This window comes from Lentibacillus sp. JNUCC-1, assembly GCF_009741735.1.
Lineage (GTDB): Bacteria > Bacillota > Bacilli > Bacillales > Amphibacillaceae > Lentibacillus_B.
This window is the reverse complement of sequence record NZ_WHOH01000001.1, coordinates 1,705,873-1,723,526: the sequence shown is the minus strand read 5'-3', so window position 1 is coordinate 1,723,526 and position 17,654 is coordinate 1,705,873. Positions and strand designations below refer to the sequence as shown.

Below are 17,654 nucleotides of genomic sequence, written 5' to 3'. Positions count from 1 at the left end.
TTTTTTTAGGAAGAGCGAAACAAGAAAAATAAAACAAAAAAACGGAGCTTTTTTTCGCAGTAAAAAGAAAAAAAGCTCCTCTATTACTCAGAAGCTTGCTCTTTTTTGTCTATCAGCTTCATTATTCTTTTTAAATTAACTACAAATATCGTCGCCGCACTTTGCAATTCCATGCCAAATAAACCCGAATATGCGGCTCTGTCGTATCCGTGCCTATTTTTCAATTCACTATTCTTAGCCTCAATCATGTATCGATCTTTTGCTATTTCTTTAAAAGCTTCACTTTGCTGGAAAGCCTCCTGATCTTTATGTTCCGTTGACTTCACTGAAACAGAATACGTTTTGGTTTTGGCTCCATCTTTATAGCATCCGTCCCGTAAAGGACAAGTTTTACACTTATCCACATCAAAGTAAAACTTTAATTGGGCATTTCGATTTTTTCTATTCTTGTATAACTTTTTTGTTGCTAAATGTCCTGCCGGACATACAAACATATCTGCATCCTTATTAAATTCAAACCCAGTATCGTGTCTTTTTCCATTTGTAATAACCGGATGCAGTTTGGACACTAATTGAAACGATTCTTCTTTTGCTAACTTTAAGTTATTCGTTCCAGAGTATGCAGTATCTCCAATAACTGTATCTACTTTCATGCCAGCATCTTTGCTTTTTTGTACGAGTTCTTTTAAATACTTACCATCACTTTTCTCTCCTGTAGTAACTGATGCAGCTGTAATAATTCTCTCCCTTGAAATAGCCAAATGTGTTTTGTAACCAAAAAATGAACTATCTGATGTCTTGTGCCCTGTGCGGGCATCCTGGTCATCCGAAAGAACTGTTTGATGTTCGCAGTCATCCAAGACTTCTTTTAATAGATTTATTCTTTCCTTCACAGTCGGCATGTTGCTGATTTCCGGTTCTTGTTCAATCGTCTTGATTAGAGACTCACAATACTCAGTTGTTTCATTAATATCATCGTAAGAAGGTTTGACTGGAAATTTTTCTTTCATAGATTCATCAAACCCATATACAGCTTTACGCACCAGCTTCGCTTTCTCTTTTAAAAAGTCATTGGCTGATTTAGAATTGTTTCGAGAAGCGGTATGTGTGGCATCCACAATTAATATATTACTCTCGAGTACACCTTGTTCTATCCCGATTTCAACGGTTTTATTAATAAGTAAATCTAACATATTTTTATCCTCGAGACGCAATTTGCGAAACTTTGTTAAGGAACTCGAATCAATGACTGGGTCCTCAGGAGCCATTTCCAAAAAATATTTAAAGGACATATCATATCTTGAGCGTTCTACAACGTCACTATCTGATAGATCATAAATACGTTTCAACAGTAGGTATTTGAACATTCGAATAGGGGAGACCGCATTTCGTCCATTATTATGAGAATACTTATTTTTTAATTCCTCTATAATAAAACTAAAATCAACTAGCTCATTGATGCGACGGAGAAAATTATCATTAGGAATAATGATCTCGTAGAGATCCGTATAGGAGCTAATGTTTAAGGATTGTTGACTTGCTAACATTTACGATCTCCCACTTTCTTTTTTATTATTTTCATTATAAGCAATCGCAGATTATAAATCACCTCCTACCTAGATATTTAGAGGACTTTTTCAGTGGCCTCTTTTGCTCCCACAGGAGTCTCCGTGTTTTCCCCGAGCTTGGTATGAGAGGGTATTCCCTAACTCGTATGTGAGTAGAACCGCTCTAGCCACTGAATTAAATAGAGTGATTGGAGCAGAGGGAAGTAGAGGACATTGTGGTGTATAGCTGCTTTTGCGATACATGGGTGACTGCAGGAATAGCACGAGTCCAAAGACTTCGCAGGGTTACATCAAGAAGGGTCGACTAAAACCGCCCTTTGCGGGCAACGTCGACATATCCCTTTGCAGCAAAGAAGACACTGTGAAAGTGGGTTTGTTGAACAGCTGTCACACTTTAGCTGTGATAAAGTTTTACAATCAGCATAGGAACAATACCTCTGAAAAAACATTTAATAATATGTCAAAACACGAACATTAAACTTTAAAAGCAATATTATGTTCGTGTTATGGTTGACGCAGGGGTGTCAAATTGGTAAACTGAGTGGTGGATTAAGATAAACACATATTAAACGAAATTCTTGGAGGTGCGTCATGTCCTCAGTAGTCGTAGTAGGAACACAGTGGGGCGATGAAGGAAAAGGAAAGATTACCGACTTTTTGTCAGAGCATGCAGAAGTCGTGGCACGATACCAGGGCGGAAATAATGCCGGTCATACGATCAAGTTCGAGGAAAACACATATAAATTGCATTTGATTCCATCAGGGATCTTTTTCGGTGATAAGCGGTGTGTTCTGGGAAATGGAATGGTGATCGATCCGAAAGCATTTCTTGAAGAGCTGGACTATTTGCATGGCCATGGTGTAAATACGGACAACCTTTTTGTGAGTAACCGGGCCCATGTGATATTACCTTATCATATTAAGCTTGATATTCTGCAGGAAGAGGAGAAGGGCGCCAACAAAATTGGCACAACAAAAAAAGGGATTGGTCCTGCGTATATGGACAAAGCTGCCAGAGTCGGAATTCGAATTGCCGATCTGCTTGATAAGGATGCTTTTTACAAGAAATTGGAGCAGAATCTTAAAGAAAAGAATCGCCTGTTTGAAAGAATGTATGATGCACCTGCATTGGATATAGATGAGATTTTTGAAACCTATTATGAATATGGGCAGAAAATAAAACAGTATGTCTGTGATACGTCTGTTGTTCTTAATGATGCCTTGGATGAAGGACGTCGTGTGTTGTTTGAAGGGGCACAGGGTGTGATGCTTGATATTGATCAGGGCACGTATCCGTTTGTTACGTCTTCAAACCCGATTGCCGGTGGGGTTACGATCGGCTCGGGTGTCGGTCCGACGAAGATTGACCATGTTGTCGGGGTGACCAAAGCCTATACCACACGCGTCGGGGATGGTCCATTTCCGACTGAACTGAACGATGCGACAGGTGAGCAAATCCGCGAAGTAGGCCGTGAGTATGGGACCACAACAGGTCGTGCACGCCGTGTTGGCTGGTTTGACAGTGTGGTGGTCAGACACGCACGCCGGGTGAGCGGTATTACAGATCTGTCATTGAACTCACTCGATGTGCTAACAGGCATTGAGACGTTGAAGATTTGTGTGGCTTATCGTTATAGAGGTGAAGTGATTCATCATTTCCCTGCAAGTCTTGATGTTCTTGCTGAATGTGAACCGGTTTATGAAGAACTGCCGGGATGGACAGAAGACATTACAGGAGTCACAAGTCTTGATGAGCTGCCGGCAAATGCACGGCATTATCTTGAACGGGTTTCACAACTGTCCGAAATCCCGTTGTCGATTTTTTCCGTGGGTCCAGACCGTACTCAGACGAATGTCGTTCGCAGTGTATATAGCTCAAAGTAGGTCGAAATACCCTGTAATATTTTGTAATCTAATTGTAAATAAACATGTTGAAAAAGCTCGAAATATGTCGAAAAGATCACCTCAAAACCGGGGTGGTCTTTTATTTTAATCGTATAATGGAAAATATTGTAAAACAGAATACAGTTTGTTTACATTCCTCCTTAACACCTATCTTACCGGGTTTTACTATGGTAGATTAGTATCTGGGTAAAATAGATCATTAGATAAAGACATATATACATCATTTAGTTAGGGGGAAGACCCGTCGTGGCTTCTAAAAACACATTAAACAAAAGACCGTATCCAGTGGCTGCAGTCTGGATTTTGTTGTCGTGCATCACTTTGTTTTGGGGATTTTCATCAACCACTATTCTAGCAGGTGATCATTCACTTTTTAAGAAGGTCTATCATGTCTATGTCGGTGAAGAACATATCGGTGAAATTGAAGACCCCAAATTTGCAGAAGATATTTTGGATCATAAGCTGGCCGCTGCAAAAACAGATGAAAAAGGAATCAATCTTGTTTTGAGTGAAGAGGTTAGTTATGTGGAGGAGAGGGTTTTTAACCCCAAGTTCACGAATGAAGAGGTTGCAGACTATCTCGAGAAAGAGATATCGGTTCTGGCGGAAGCTGTTGAGTTGAAAGCTGGAGATCAAACTGTTGGATATTTTAAAAACGAGGATACAGCCCAAAAGCTCATTCATAAGTACAAGACTAAATTTGTTGACAGCGATGTGCTTGATACGATTAACAGCCTCAAACAAGAAACATCAAATGATGGAGCAGATTTTAATAGATTAAAAGAGGAAGACATTACCCTCGAACCCGGTGATAAAATGGTAACGGATGTTACATTGTCCGAAAATGTTTCATATGAAACAATTCAGGTTGAACCGAAGCAAATGATGTCTATTAAACAAGGTATGAAGAAACTGCAAAAAGGCACGCTTGAAGATAAAGTACATAAAGTGGAAAAAGGCGATGTGCTGGAGTCAATCGCCCAACAATATGACTTAACGAAAAAGACTATCATGGAATTAAATGAAGGCCTTACAGATGAAACGGTTCTGCAAATCGATCAAGAGATTCATGTCACAGAGTATGAACCTCTCGTAAAGGTCCTTGTTAAAGAAGAAGAGCGTGTTGAGAAAAAGATTGCATATGAAACTGAACACAAGCAGTCCGACGAGCTTCTCAAAGGTGAAACCAAAGTGAAGCAAAAAGGAAAAGATGGCAAAAAGCAGCTTCATTATGTGATCCAGCAAGAAAACGGGAAAGCTGTGAAAAAAGAAGTGGCAAATGAGAAGGTCACCAAAGAGCCTGTTAATAAAATCGTGATTGAAGGGACTAAGGTCATTCCATCACGCGGCACAGGCACCTTTACATGGCCGGCACACGGTGGTTACGTATCCAGTCATATGGGTGCCCGCTGGGGCCGAATGCACAAAGGAATTGATATCGCTGGACCAAGCAGTCGGGGCATCAAGGCAGCAGACAATGGTGTTGTTGTGTCAGCCGGTGCTGATGGCTCCTATGGGAACAGGGTGGTTATCAGCCATAACAATGGCATGAAAACCCTCTATGCCCATTTGTCTTCGATCAAAGTTCATCCCGGGCAAGTCGTGCAAAAGGGGCAGCAGATTGGAATCATGGGCTCAACCGGACGCTCGACAGGCATCCACCTGCATTTCGAAGTCTATAAAAATGGCGCATTGCAAAACCCGCTGAAATACTATTAACAAACACATAACAGCAGGCCTGCCAAGGAGAACCCCTAGCAGGCCGCTTTTTATATATTTTTTACAAGAAAATAGAGCGATCTCAGAGCCCTGAAAGTTCCTTCAGCTTGATAATGGTTCATCTGTTAAGAATACATTGATTGGTGTAAAACCAGCAATCCTTTAGAAAAGCATCTTTTAAATTGAAGGTCAAGACATTTTGGCTGAAGTACGTTAAAATGAAGTCATGGATTCTTTTATGATGATTGAATATAAGTATGTGTAATAGATTTATTTATAATATAAGCGAGGACGTGAGAGAATGGCGTACAAAGTATTGGTGGTAGACGACGAAAGACCGATTGCAGACATCCTGCAGTTCAATCTTGAAAAGGAAGGGTATGACGTGGTTTGTGCCTATGATGGGGATGAGGCCATTGAGCTTGCTGAAGCTGAAAAGCCAGATTTGATTCTGCTGGACATCATGCTCCCGAACAAAGATGGCAATGAGGTCTGTCGTGAGATCCGCAAAACCCAGTCGATGCCGATCATTATGCTGACGGCAAAGGATTCAGAGATTGATAAGGTGCTTGGTTTAGAACTGGGCGCGGATGACTATGTGACGAAACCATTCAGCAACCGAGAGCTGATTGCTAGGGTTAAAGCGAACTTACGTCGCCAGGAGACCGTTCCTGAAGATGACAGTGCATCAAAAGACATTGCCATTGGTGATCTGGTGGTCCATCCTGATGCCTATATTGTGACTAGAAACGGGGAACAGATTGAATTAACGCACCGTGAATTTGAGCTGGTTCATTATCTCGCACGGCATATTGGACAGGTGATGACACGTGAGCATCTGCTGGAAACGGTGTGGGGCTATGATTATTTTGGTGATGTCCGTACCGTGGACGTGACAGTCCGCCGTCTGCGTGAGAAAATAGAAGAGAATCCAAGTAACCCGAACTGGATTATCACGAGAAGAGGGGTCGGGTATTATTTGCGTAATCCTGAGTAGGAGCAATTGTCATGCATAAAGTCGGTTTTTTCCGTTCTGTACAATTAAAATTTATAATCGTATATATCTTGCTCTTGCTCATTGCCATTCAGGTGATTGGGTCGTATTTTGTCCGTCAGCTGGAAGAAGAACTGGTGGATAACTTTAAGACTTCGATCGACGACCGGATTGATGTGGTCAATGTTTATCTGGAACAGGCCTTTGAAAAAGAGCGTCCGGAAGATGGCAGTGGTCCGACTCTGCAGGAGGAAATCCAGCGCATTGTTAATGAAGTGGATACGGCGGAGATCACGAGCTTGCAGGTCATCAATAACCAAAGACGGATTCTTGGTACGAATAACTACATGGAGCAGGACAACATTGGTAAGAAAACAACAGAAGATATCGTCCAGAACGTGCTCCGCAATAAAAGTGAGCAGCATACGACTCAGTTGAACAGTAACACGGGAAATCGCGTGTTCATCAAAGCAGTGCCGATCTGGAACGAGGATAACACCCTGGCTGGGGTTATTTATGTGGAAGGCAATATGGAAGGTGTGTATGCACAGCTGCAGCGCATTAACGGTATTTTTATCAAGGCCTCCATATTGGCTGTGACGGTGTCAGCCCTGCTCGGGATCATAGTTGCCCGTTCCATTACAAAGCCAATCAAAGAAATGCGGAGACAGGCGCTTACGATGGCACAGGGTGACTTTTCTCAAAAGGTTAATGTGTATGGCAATGATGAAATCGGACAGCTTGCAGAGACATTCAACGATCTGAATGACAGACTGCGGGATTCCCGGGCTACGACAGAAGAAGAGCGGCGCAAGTTAAGTTCAGTGCTCTCTGACATGTCAGAAGGTGTCATTGCGACAGATGAGACTGGTGCTGTCACGTTAATGAACGATGCAGCAGGTTATTTGATTGGACGAGATCCCGACGAGGTCAGAGGCGACTTCTTGCTGGACGTCATTAAAGTGGAGGAGCGGGTAGAAGACATATCCGAGCTCCATGAGAATGGTTCAATGGTGATCGATTACAGTGGAGAAGACGAGCTGTTTCTCATCCGGGCCAATTTCTCCATTATTTCAGATGAGGAAGACCAAATAACAGGCTTCATCACCGTTCTGAGTGATGTGACTGAACAGGAAAAGATTGAACAGGAACGCCGTGAGTTCGTCTCAAATGTGTCGCATGAGCTACGAACACCGCTGACAACGATGCGGAGTTACCTTGAGGCGCTGACAGACGGAGCCTGGGAAGATAAACAGATCGCACCGAAGTTTCTGAATGTCACTCAGAATGAGACCGAGCGCATGATACGCATGGTGAACGATCTTCTTCAGCTTTCAAGAATGGACAGCCAGGAAGATACGATTCATAAGGAGAAAGTGGATTTCATCAGTTATTTCCATGAAGTCATTGATCGGTTTGAGATGAACACCGCAGATCGTTTCACGTTAAAACGACGGCTACCGCCATCCCCATTATATGTTTGGCTTGATAAGGACAAAATGACTCAGGTGCTCGACAACATTATTTCCAATGCCATTAAATATTCGCCTGAGGGTGGCACGATTCACCTTGATCTCAAGAAGCAAAACAGATATCTCGCGGTCAGCATTAGAGACGAAGGAATCGGCATCCCACCAGATAAGCAGGATAAGATATTTGACCGCTTCTACAGGGCAGACAGAGCCCGGTCACGGAAGCTTGGCGGCACAGGCCTTGGACTTGCGATCGCCAAGGAGCTGGTTGAAGCACATCACGGGAAGATTTGGGCAGAAGGGAAAGAAGGCCAAGGCACAACGATCCTCTTTACCCTGCCGCTCATCAGCCAGAAGCGGAGGAAGAGAAAATGAATTTTGAGACGATCAAATCATTCATACTCGGCGTGCTTGTGGCTGTAAGTTTGCTGCTGACCTTCAGCTTGTGGAGCTATCAGCCACAAAACGATCTGCTGTCCAATAAGCCTCTTGTCAGTGAGGAAGAGATGGATATTCAAGGTGCTAAGGAAACGAAAAAAGAGCTGATCCAGCCGACAGATATGATTTTTCACAGTAATGGTGCGCCCTATGGATTTACAAACCCTAAAGAGGTGGAGCGTATCTACAGTGATATGCAGTCCTGGGTGATGTATGATTTCAGTATCCGGAATAATGTAAAAGAGCCTAATGATGACCATATGGTGGAAATTGTGTTTCCGGAAGCCCTGCCGATGCAGTTTTTAAATAACCTGTTTACACTGAATGAAGATCCGTATCTGCCGGAATGGTCATTTAAACGGATGTATATCACATTTTCCGAGGATCAATCGCAGCTGAACGTCCGTTTCGAAGCGACCAGAGGGGACGAATATGCTACGGTGGTTGTCAATAACTCGAGAAAATATGATTTGCTTTATAATTATGTAACGACCCATGATCAACTGGAATCACTCGTAAAGGTTGAGAATATGGCAAATGAGATTTATGTGCCGGCGACCCCGGTGGAAACGTATAACTGGTCATTTACAACCAACGCCATTGACCCGAATCAGCTGGTCAATGCTTTGTTTAACAACCCGTCACTTGTTAAACGGAATGTCTCTAACGATGAGATTAATTATACGGACGGCTTACAGGGGATGCGGATTGATAAAAACAAACGCAGTATGGAATTTTATAACCCATACGACGCACGTAATTATGAACAAATGGATTTGAGTAACTTAATTGAAAGAAGCATTACCAGTGTTAATGAACACAAAGGCTGGACAGATGATTACCATTTTTGGGCATTCCGCCGGCTTGATAACCATATCACTTACCGCATGTTTTATGAAGGCTATCCAGTGTTCAGTTCAAGTGACTATGCTACCATCGAACAGATGTGGCGTGAGAATGAGCTGTATCAGTATACGCGCCCGTTATTTTCCATTAATAACCAGATTGGAGCGACCAAAGCGACGCTGCCATCCGGTGAAGAAGTGATCAGCCTGCTCGAGAGCGGTCAGTATGCAAGCTATGAGCCGGAAAAAATACAGGACATTCGGGTGGGCTATCAATTAACCCATAAAGAATCTACCGCTTACATTATGACCCTTGAACCAGCATGGTATATGAATTACAACGGCAAATGGATCCAGTTGAAATTGGATAAAGACGTGCTGCTATCAGAGAAAGGGAGGGACTGAAGATGCAATGGACACAAATTAAGACGCTGTTCATCTTCAGCTTTCTCATTCTCGATTTATTCCTGCTCACCCAGTTGTTAAGTAAACAGCAGGAAGCTGACCTTGAAGTTATGGAGAGGAATAACACGACGATTGAACAGCAGCTAGAAGATGAAAATATTGAAATCACGGCTTCGCTTGAAGAAAACGGAGACAAAGATAAGCTGGAAGAGAATTATATTGCTGTTGGACAGAAGAACCTTGGAGACAAGGAGAAGTCTGAGCTGAAAGCACTTGATAACCAGACTCCTCAGATCATCGGTAATAATGTAATTGTCTCTAACTTTAAAGATCCGATAAAAATTCCAGAGGATGGCTCTGAAGAAAACATTTCAGCGCTTTTCGGTCAGTTGTTTCTATACCCGGAACAGTACACGTTTTGGAACTGGAACAAGGAGATGAACGTCCTGCTGTTTTTCCAGGAGAAAAGCGATCGTCCGGTTTACTACAACCAGAGTGGTATCGTGATGGTATTTTTAAATGATGATAATGAGATGACGTTTTATGTGCAGACATTGCTTGGGGATGCAGAGAAGAGCGGAAGTGAAAAGCAGCTGATTACCCCGCTGACGGCCATCGAGGAATTGTATAAGGCAAAAGAATTATATCCCGATGATGAAGTGACTAAAGTCGATATCGGTTTTCATACGATGGTGCCGCTGCCGAATGGGATTCAGTCATTCGCCCCGTCCTGGAAAGTGACTGTCAATGACAAGAAGCATTTCTTTGTGAATGCGATTGAAGGACGGATCTTTTTCAGTGATGAACTGCAGTTTTTAGAGGATACGATTATGTCTATGCGTGACAAGATCCTGGAATCGGACATGGATCAGAAAGAGAAAGAAAAGATTATTGCACAACTTGAGGAGAAACTTGATACATCGGAGTGATCAACATGACGCTGCGTTTTAGTGTACTTGCTTCAGGCAGTACAGGAAATGCATTTTTTATAGAATCAGACGAGACCAAATTGCTCGTCGACGCGGGACTCAGTGGCAAACAGATGGATAGGCTGTTCAGCGAGGTCAGTGTAGACCCGTCTGAACTCTCAGGGATCCTTGTGACCCATGAACACAGCGACCATATTAAAGGCCTCGGGATCATCGCGCGCAAATACCAGCTGCCGATTTATGCCAATGAAAAAACGTGGTCGGCAATGGAGAACAGCATCGGCAAGATTTCCCTTGACCAGAAGTTTCACTTTGGCATGGAACAGGTGAAGACATTCGGTGACATTGATGTGGAATCGTTTGGCGTGTCGCATGATGCGGCTGATCCCATGTTTTTCACCTTTAATAAGGACGGGAAAAAAGTGGCCCTTGTGACAGATTTGGGCTATGTATCCGACCGAATTAAGAAAACGGTTGAAGGCGCAGATGCGTATATATTTGAAGCGAACCATGACGTATCAATGCTGCGGATGGGACGCTACCCATGGAGCGTGAAGCGCCGCATTCTTGGCGACTCGGGCCATGTGTCGAATGAGGATTGTGGCCTGGCGCTGTGTGACATCGTAGGGAACGAAACAGAGCGGATTTATCTCGCCCATTTGAGTCAGGATAACAATATGAAAGACCTTGCACGCATGTCGGTGGCAGATGTGCTGCAGACACGCGGCATCACAACTGACCTGCACGTTACTGACCCCAATACGCCTACACCTATTCACGAAATAGGATTATCATCATCAAAACTCCGGTAGCGACATGCCGGAGTTTTTGTGTGTTTAACTGGCTGTCAACTCTTCATTTCAAGGCCTCTAAATTGAAATCGCCGATATATACCCAAAAACGCCGATATATGAGCGGAAATCGCCGATATATACCTCAAAAACGCCGATATGTGAGCTGAAACCGCCGATATAAGTTAAAGGCGGATCTTTTTGTGCGGTTTATGGTGCTGTATTGGTTTGGGGGAAATTGGGCATTGTATTAGGTAGGAAATGATTGATCGGGAGGTTGTGTTGATGGGCTATTATAACCGCGGTCGAAGGGGAATGCGCTCAGGCGGCCGTTACTTTTTACTGGGCGGGATTATTATAGGCATTATTGTTGTATTGCTTGTGTACCCGCAGATGGAAGACCGTTTTTTTAACGATACGGCAAAGGAAAATACTGAGGAAGATTTGACCGTGACAGATCGTGATGATAAAGGTGAGGTAGCGGTGCCTGATGGTGTCAAGCGTAAGACGACAATGGACGTGCATACACAGGTGACAGATGTGGTCCGTCGTGTAGCCCGACTGTGGTTGGTGTGATTAATATTCAGCGGGAAGAGGATTTCTGGAGCCAGCAGATGGAAGGCAGTGAAGCGGGAACCGGATCTGGTGTGATTTATAAACAGGAGGGGGATACCGTTTATATTGTCACAAACCATCATGTGATCGAGGGCGCGGATACGGTGGAAATTGTCTTGTCTGATGAAACCCAGCATGAAGCGGAAGTCGTCGGGAGTGATTTGTTTTCCGATCTGGCTGTTTTGAAAGTGAGCGGTCTGGGTATTGATCAAGCTATGACCATTGGCTCTTCGGAAAATCTCAAAGTTGGTGAACCAGCTATTGCGATTGGGAGCCCGCTCGGCATGGCTTTTTCCGGATCGGTGACACAGGGCGTGATTAGTGGTAAACAGCGCACGGTCCCACAAGATTTTAACAGGGATGGACGAGCAGATTGGCAGGCGGAAGTGATCCAGACCGATGCGGCGATCAACCCCGGGAACAGCGGCGGGGCACTGATTAACATCGAAGGGCAGCTGATCGGAATTAATTCCATGAAGATCAATGAACAGGATGTGGAAGGCATTGCGTTTGCGATTCCGGTCGACAGTGCCTTGCCGATTATGAAGAAGCTTGAGGAGACTGGGGAAGTGGTGCGTCCGTATATGGGCGTGGAGATTTATTCTCTTGAAGAAGTGCCACAAGCTGAATGGCAGTCGACGCTGAAACTGCCTGGGGACGTGGATGGCGGTGTGTATGTCTGGTCCGTAGAGCGGCTGTCTCCGGCTGATCAGGCTGGGCTCCAGGAGCTCGACGTGATTACGGAGCTTGATGGCAAACCTGTTATGAACATGATCGAGCTGAGACAAATTTTGTACTATGAAAAAGAAATCGGTGATGATGTCGAGGTCACCTACTATCGTGAAGGTGACCAAAAGAAAGCGACGATTAAACTGGGTGTGCAATAGAACGTGTGGAGAAGCGTTTTAGTTTTAAATAGCTGAACCCGCTTTTTGGGGATAAGTCGAGTTGTGCACATCATTCGCTAAGATTCGACAAAGCTTTTCCACAAGAACCTGTGAATACCGTGAATAACCCCAATATATTGTAATAGATGTGCGTACTATATCTAAATATCCGGCAGAACATTTGTGCATATGTGGGTAACGTTGTGGATAAGTGAATCGGTTGGGTATGTTATCGATCATAAGTCATGTTCATAATTACCATTTTAAGGGATATATTGTTTGTATGACGGGTAAAGGCGTATGAGGAGGGGGTTGTATTGTCAGCTATTATTGATGTTCAGAACTTGAAGAAGTCTTACAAAGCGGTTGAAGCCGTTAAAGGTGTTCAATTTCAAGTGGAAGAAGGCGAGATATTTGGTTTTCTGGGTCCGAATGGGGCTGGTAAGAGCACAACGATCAATATGCTGTCGACGATTATCAAGCCTACAAGCGGCCATGCAAGTATAAACGGTTATGACAATGTTAAAGACCGTAACAAAGTCCGTGAAAGCATCGGGCTTATTTTTCAAGAAAATACATTAGACGAAAAGCTGACCGCTAATGAAAATCTCATGCTGCATTGCAAGTTTTATAATGTACCGCGTAAACTCCGGGAGGAACGGATTCAGGAGGTTCTTGAGATTGTGGATTTGACTGATAAGCGCAAACTGATTGTCGAGACGTTCTCTGGCGGCATGAAGCGGCGTCTGGAAATTGCGCGCGGTCTCTTGCACTATCCGCGTGTCCTCTTCCTGGATGAGCCGACAGTTGGGCTGGATCCGCAAACCCGTGATCATATCTGGGAATATATATTGCGGCTCAAGCGAAAGCAGGGCATTACCATTTTCTTGACGACGCATTACATGGATGAAGCTGAAATTTGTGACCGGGTCGCTGTCATGGATCATGGTGAACTAATTGCGCTTGATACACCCGAAGCCTTAAAAACGGATGTCGGGGGAGACATCATTGAAGTGGATACGGTTGATAATCAGCAGGCGAAAGCAGAAATTAAAGAAAGATATGATACAACGGCGGATGAAGGTGATGACGGGTTGACCTTCAAAGTTGATAAAGGCAGCGAATTTCTGGTGCAATTTGTGAAAGAATTTCCGGTTGAAATTACTCGGGTGAATTTACGGCGGCCAACATTAAATGACGTCTTCCTGAATTTAACCGGACGGGAAATTCGTGAAGAAACGACTTCGAAAGGGCGTGGTTGATTATGACAGGGATGATCGCTGTATGGCAGCGTGACGTCATCAAATTTTTCCGTGATAAGCCGCGTTTGTTTGGGTCTTTTGCGATGCCATTCATGTTTTTAATCTTGTTTGGCAGCGGTATGAGCGGGGCGATGAAATCAATGATCGGCGGTGGGGCTTCTTCAGGTCCACTAGCAGATTTTGATTTTGTATCGTTTATGTTCCCGGGCATTATTGGTATGGTTGTTTTCACAACTGCGGTTTTTTCTGCGTTGTCTGTCGTGGAGGATAAGGATTTCGGCTATATGCGCGAAATACTCGTGTCTCCCATGTCACGCACAGCCATTGCCATTGGCAAAGTGCTTGGCGGCTCCACTGTTGCCGTGATTCAAGGATTAATGATGCTCGTGTTTATTCCTTTTGTCGGCGTGTCACTCACGTTTATGATGGTGCTCAAGCTGATTCCGACGATGTTTCTTGTGGCGTTTACCATTTCGTCAATTGGCCTGCTTATTGCCAGCACTTTGAAAACTTCCCAAGGGTTCCAGATGGTCATACAGATTCTGTTGTTCCCGATGCTGTTTTTATCCGGAGCATTTTTCCCACTAAATGGTATGCCGGGGTGGATGGATTTCATTGTAAAAATCAACCCGCTTACGTATTCAGTAGACATGTTTAAGAAAATTGTGCTCCAGCCGGAAACGATGAGTGCACCATTGCGTGAGGCGATGGGCCTTGATTTATCTATCTTTGGCCACGTCATTTCATTTGCAGAAGAAGTGCTCGTGCTGCTGGTGATTGGTGCGGTGTTTGTCGTTCTGGCAACGCTGAAGTTCTCCCGTGCAGAAGGGTGAAAAAGCGGTTGTGTCCAGGGGGGCTCACACAACCGCGCCCCTGCTCATCCGAGCCTGACGGGCTTGCTTGGATTGTGCACGAACAGTAAGAGCAGCAGAATAATCATGACCACGTCCAGACGAGATTCGAACATAAATGGCAGCAGCCCCTGTTTTAAGAGGACAGGCAATTTGGTTAAATACATAGCGACCAACATGATTAAGAGCAGGGGGATACTTGCCCGTTTTACATAGAGACGGGCCGCGATTAACGTCCCGCATACGAGCTCTGTCACAGCGACAAGGAACAAGGTCGACTCGGGAAACGGCACTTGTAAACTCATGAAAATTGCTTGAAATTCACTCGAAATCAATTTCATAATGCCTGACGTAATAAATACGAACGCCACGGCATAGCAGATCCACGGCATAACCGGCATGGATAATCTCAAGCTAAACACCTCCTTATACGTGAGCTTGTTTAATGGTATGCGTGGATGTGGACAAACTTGCCTTTTGAGCGGGAAAAGATCCTTAAAGTTTCAGGACAAGCATCAATCTTGCCGCTTGCTGCGAATAAATCTATAATCGACTTTATGACAGCTTTCATTTTTCACATAAAAGGACGTGTCCGCAGTTATGATTAAGCGATTTTTTTCCTATTACCGCCCGCACAGGCGGTTGTTTATCATTGATTTCACCAGTGCAGTGATCGTTGCTATTTTCGAGTTGTTTTTCCCTTTGGCGGTCCAGTGGTTTATTGATGAATTGATTCCAGAGAGTGAGTGGAATCTGATTATTACGGTGAGTGTGCTGCTTCTGATTGTCTATTTGCTCAGCACAGGTTTGCAATATGTTGTAACGTATTGGGGGGCATAAATTAGGTACCAATATTGAGACTGATATGCGGGAGGAACTGTTTCAACATGTTCAGAAGCAGTCATTCCGTTATTTTGACAATACGAAAACCGGTCATGTGATGAGTCGCTTTACCAATGACCTGTTTGACATTGGCGAGCTTGCCCATCACGGGCCGGAAGACCTGTTCATAGCAGCGATGACCTTCTTCGGGGCGTTTGCCATTATGTTTTCGATTAACTTTAAGTTGGCCCTGATCATTCTCATCTCGGCACCGATTCTGATTTTCCTGATCTCCTACAGCAATATCAAGATGAGCAAGGCATGGCGTGCGATGTATAGTGAAATTGCAGACGTCAATGCCAGGGTTGAAGATTCGGTTTCCGGTGTGCGCGTTGTTCAGTCATTTACAAATGAAGCTTTTGAAATTGACCGCTTTACAGACAATAACTACCGCTACCGCCGGGCCAAGCTGATTGCTTACAGGGTCATGGCCTTTGTGAATTCGAATATATACATGCTCATGCGGCTCGTGACACTGCTTGTACTCGTAGTTGGCGCTTACCTCAGTTTCAGCGGTGAGTTGAGCTACGGCGAATTTGTTCTGTTCGTGTTATTTGTGAACGTCCTGTTCAAACCGATAGAAAAAATCAGTGCGCTGCTTGAGCTGTATCCTAAGGGAATGGCCGGATTTAAACGCTTTACAGAGATGATTGACACTGCGCCTGAGGTGGTGGATCGTTCTGATGCCAAGGTGGTTGACCATTTGGACGGGAATATTGGCTTTCACAACGTAACATTCGGCTATGAAAAAACCCAGCGGCCCGTCCTTGAAAAGATATCGTTTCATATTAAGGCGGGAGAGACGATCGCATTCGTAGGTCCTTCTGGTGCAGGGAAAACGACGATCAGTTCTTTAATCCCCAGGTTTTATGATGTACAGGAAGGGAAGATTACGATAGATGGCCTGGATCTTCGTGACATGACCAAGCATTCCCTGCGCGGCCAGATCGGGATTGTCCAGCAAGACGTCTTTTTATTCACCGGGACATTGCGCGAAAATATTGCTTATGGAAAACTTGATGCAACCGATGAAGAAATCGAACATGCCGCTCGCCAGGCTCACATGGAAGGATTTATTCAAGAGTTGCCAAATGGCTACGAAACACAGGTCGGCGAGCGAGGGCTGAAACTTTCCGGCGGACAAAAGCAGCGTATCGCTATTGCCCGCATGTTCTTGAAAAATCCGCCCATCCTGATCCTAGATGAGGCCACATCGGCACTGGATACGGAAACGGAAATGATCATCCAAAAGGCTCTGAATGAACTCGCTAAAAACCGGACGACTCTGGTGATCGCGCACAGGCTGGCCACGATTAAAAACGCCGATCGCATCATGGTCGTCACCAAGGAAGGCATAGAAGAAGAAGGCAGTCATAAAGAACTGCTCGCCCGGGATGGTGTGTTCGCCCAGCTGCACCGGATTCAGATGCAGTAGATGTGGTGTGTGCTGAAAAAAGTTTTTCCGGATTCTCAGCGAATTCTCAGAAACGGGGGCTATACTAGAACTATCATACATCAAAAGGAGTTTTTAACGATGAAACAAATTATAATGGGAGCTTTGTTTTTTGTTGTTATGACATTGGCGGCCTGCCAATCCGGAAATGACAATGGCAACAATGACGCTGCGGATAACCAGACAGCAGACAACAACGCCCAAACTGAGGAAAATACTGATATGGGTAATGAAGGAAACAGTAGCGATCAGGCAGAAGGTACAGAGGAAGACACCAATGAGGACAACGCTGGAAATGCTGAGGAAACCGGTGAACAGTCTGAGGTTGCACAAATGGAAGAATACAGCACAATCGAATCTGAAGTAGATGTCGATGGTCTGACATCTGAAGTCGTTGAAGACAACCCAAACAAACGCGTCATCCTATTTAAAGATGGAGATCGCGAAGCATATAAGTCTATTTTTATTAAAAATGAAAAGCGCCTGAAAATCATTGGTATAGAAGATGATGAAGGGCAAGTGTATAACGAGATTATTGAATAAGAAAAAGCCTGCACATGGTGTGCAGGCTTTTTTAGTAGTTAAAGAGTGATAAGAGAGACGTTTTGGTCGAATTTCCGATATATCGTCAAAATTTC

14 protein-coding genes and 1 pseudogene are annotated in these 17,654 nt (G+C 44.2%); 13 read left to right on the top strand and 2 right to left on the bottom strand.

What is annotated here, in order from left to right; all coding sequences use genetic code 11:
* Positions 1-83: 83 nt before the first annotated feature.
* Positions 84-1,547 (bottom strand): IS1182 family transposase, encoded by a 1,464-nt coding sequence (locus JNUCC1_RS07930; protein WP_156644872.1) that lies wholly within the window; start codon positions 1,545-1,547, stop codon positions 84-86.
* Positions 1,548-2,159: 612 nt separating this feature from the next.
* On the opposite strand from JNUCC1_RS07930, the gene JNUCC1_RS07925 reads away from it, so the two are divergent.
* The 11 genes from JNUCC1_RS07925 to JNUCC1_RS07880 all read left to right on the top strand — a co-directional run bounded on the left by JNUCC1_RS07925 (position 2,160) and on the right by JNUCC1_RS07880 (position 14,663).
* Positions 2,160-3,452 (top strand): adenylosuccinate synthase, encoded by a 1,293-nt coding sequence (locus JNUCC1_RS07925; protein ID WP_156644871.1) that lies wholly within the window; start codon positions 2,160-2,162, stop codon positions 3,450-3,452.
* Positions 3,453-3,719: 267 nt separating this feature from the next.
* Positions 3,720-5,192 (top strand): peptidoglycan DD-metalloendopeptidase family protein, encoded by a 1,473-nt coding sequence (locus tag JNUCC1_RS07920; RefSeq protein ID WP_331713662.1) that lies wholly within the window; start codon positions 3,720-3,722, stop codon positions 5,190-5,192.
* A 301-nt stretch (positions 5,193-5,493) separates the two neighbouring features.
* Positions 5,494-6,189, top strand: a complete 696-nt coding sequence (gene yycF, locus JNUCC1_RS07915) for a response regulator YycF (RefSeq protein WP_156644870.1) — start codon at positions 5,494-5,496, stop codon at positions 6,187-6,189.
* 11 nt (positions 6,190-6,200) lie between these two features.
* Positions 6,201-8,033 (top strand): cell wall metabolism sensor histidine kinase WalK, encoded by a 1,833-nt coding sequence (gene walK / locus JNUCC1_RS07910; RefSeq protein ID WP_156644869.1) that lies wholly within the window; start codon positions 6,201-6,203, stop codon positions 8,031-8,033.
* A complete protein-coding gene (locus tag JNUCC1_RS07905; RefSeq protein ID WP_156644868.1) occupies positions 8,030-9,346 on the top strand; it encodes a YycH family regulatory protein in 1,317 nt (438 codons plus the stop codon). Before walK ends, JNUCC1_RS07905 begins: the two co-directional genes overlap by 4 nt.
* Positions 9,347-9,348: 2 nt before the next feature.
* Entirely contained in the window at positions 9,349-10,275 is a 927-nt protein-coding gene (locus JNUCC1_RS07900) for a two-component system regulatory protein YycI (protein ID WP_156644867.1), read from the top strand.
* Positions 10,276-10,280: 5 nt separating this feature from the next.
* Positions 10,281-11,087: an MBL fold metallo-hydrolase gene (locus JNUCC1_RS07895; protein WP_156644866.1), complete on the top strand. Its 807-nt coding sequence runs from the start codon at positions 10,281-10,283 to the stop codon at positions 11,085-11,087.
* Positions 11,088-11,351: 264 nt separating this feature from the next.
* The gene (locus JNUCC1_RS19480) at positions 11,352-11,642 is read left to right on the top strand and encodes a hypothetical protein (RefSeq protein WP_442915432.1); all 291 of its coding nucleotides are present in this window, start codon (positions 11,352-11,354) and stop codon (positions 11,640-11,642) included.
* Complete coding sequence (locus JNUCC1_RS07890) at positions 11,639-12,568, top strand: S1C family serine protease (protein ID WP_442915431.1); 930 nt, start codon at positions 11,639-11,641, stop codon at positions 12,566-12,568. The genes JNUCC1_RS19480 and JNUCC1_RS07890 overlap by 4 nt, the downstream gene beginning before the upstream one ends.
* A gap of 317 nt (positions 12,569-12,885) precedes the next feature.
* Positions 12,886-13,830 carry an ATP-binding cassette domain-containing protein gene (locus JNUCC1_RS07885; RefSeq protein ID WP_156644865.1) on the top strand — a complete coding sequence of 315 codons (945 nt, stop codon included), beginning with the start codon at positions 12,886-12,888 and terminating at the stop codon, positions 13,828-13,830.
* 2 nt (positions 13,831-13,832) lie between these two features.
* A complete protein-coding gene (locus JNUCC1_RS07880) occupies positions 13,833-14,663 on the top strand; it encodes an ABC transporter permease (protein ID WP_156644864.1) in 831 nt (276 codons plus the stop codon).
* Between the two features lie 44 nt (positions 14,664-14,707).
* Here JNUCC1_RS07880 and JNUCC1_RS07875 read toward each other — a convergent pair whose 3' ends face one another.
* On the bottom strand, positions 14,708-15,103 hold the full coding sequence (locus JNUCC1_RS07875; RefSeq protein WP_442915429.1) for a DoxX family protein: 396 nt from the start codon (positions 15,101-15,103) through the stop codon (positions 14,708-14,710).
* A 178-nt stretch (positions 15,104-15,281) separates the two neighbouring features.
* Here JNUCC1_RS07875 and JNUCC1_RS07870 point away from each other — a divergent pair.
* Positions 15,282-16,998, top strand: a pseudogene (locus JNUCC1_RS07870) (ABC transporter ATP-binding protein).
* Between the two features lie 99 nt (positions 16,999-17,097).
* Positions 17,098-17,559, top strand: a complete 462-nt coding sequence (locus tag JNUCC1_RS07865) for a hypothetical protein (RefSeq protein WP_156644863.1) — start codon at positions 17,098-17,100, stop codon at positions 17,557-17,559.
* Positions 17,560-17,654: the final 95 nt, after the last annotated feature.

What these genes read in the sequence shown, in the direction of transcription:
- JNUCC1_RS07930 (WP_156644872.1), bottom strand. Translation starts at nt 1,547, where the DNA reads ATGTTAGCAAGTCAACAATCCTTAAACATTAGCTCCTATACGGATCTC.
- JNUCC1_RS07925 (WP_156644871.1), top strand. Translation starts at nt 2,160, where the DNA reads ATGTCCTCAGTAGTCGTAGTAGGAACACAGTGGGGCGATGAAGGAAAA.
- yycF (WP_156644870.1), top strand. Translation starts at nt 5,494, where the DNA reads ATGGCGTACAAAGTATTGGTGGTAGACGACGAAAGACCGATTGCAGAC.
- walK (WP_156644869.1), top strand. Translation starts at nt 6,201, where the DNA reads ATGCATAAAGTCGGTTTTTTCCGTTCTGTACAATTAAAATTTATAATC.
- JNUCC1_RS07905 (WP_156644868.1), top strand. Translation starts at nt 8,030, where the DNA reads ATGAATTTTGAGACGATCAAATCATTCATACTCGGCGTGCTTGTGGCT.
- JNUCC1_RS07900 (WP_156644867.1), top strand. Translation starts at nt 9,349, where the DNA reads ATGCAATGGACACAAATTAAGACGCTGTTCATCTTCAGCTTTCTCATT.
- JNUCC1_RS07895 (WP_156644866.1), top strand. Translation starts at nt 10,281, where the DNA reads ATGACGCTGCGTTTTAGTGTACTTGCTTCAGGCAGTACAGGAAATGCA.
- JNUCC1_RS19480 (WP_442915432.1), top strand. Translation starts at nt 11,352, where the DNA reads ATGGGCTATTATAACCGCGGTCGAAGGGGAATGCGCTCAGGCGGCCGT.
- JNUCC1_RS07880 (WP_156644864.1), top strand. Translation starts at nt 13,833, where the DNA reads ATGACAGGGATGATCGCTGTATGGCAGCGTGACGTCATCAAATTTTTC.
- JNUCC1_RS07865 (WP_156644863.1), top strand. Translation starts at nt 17,098, where the DNA reads ATGAAACAAATTATAATGGGAGCTTTGTTTTTTGTTGTTATGACATTG.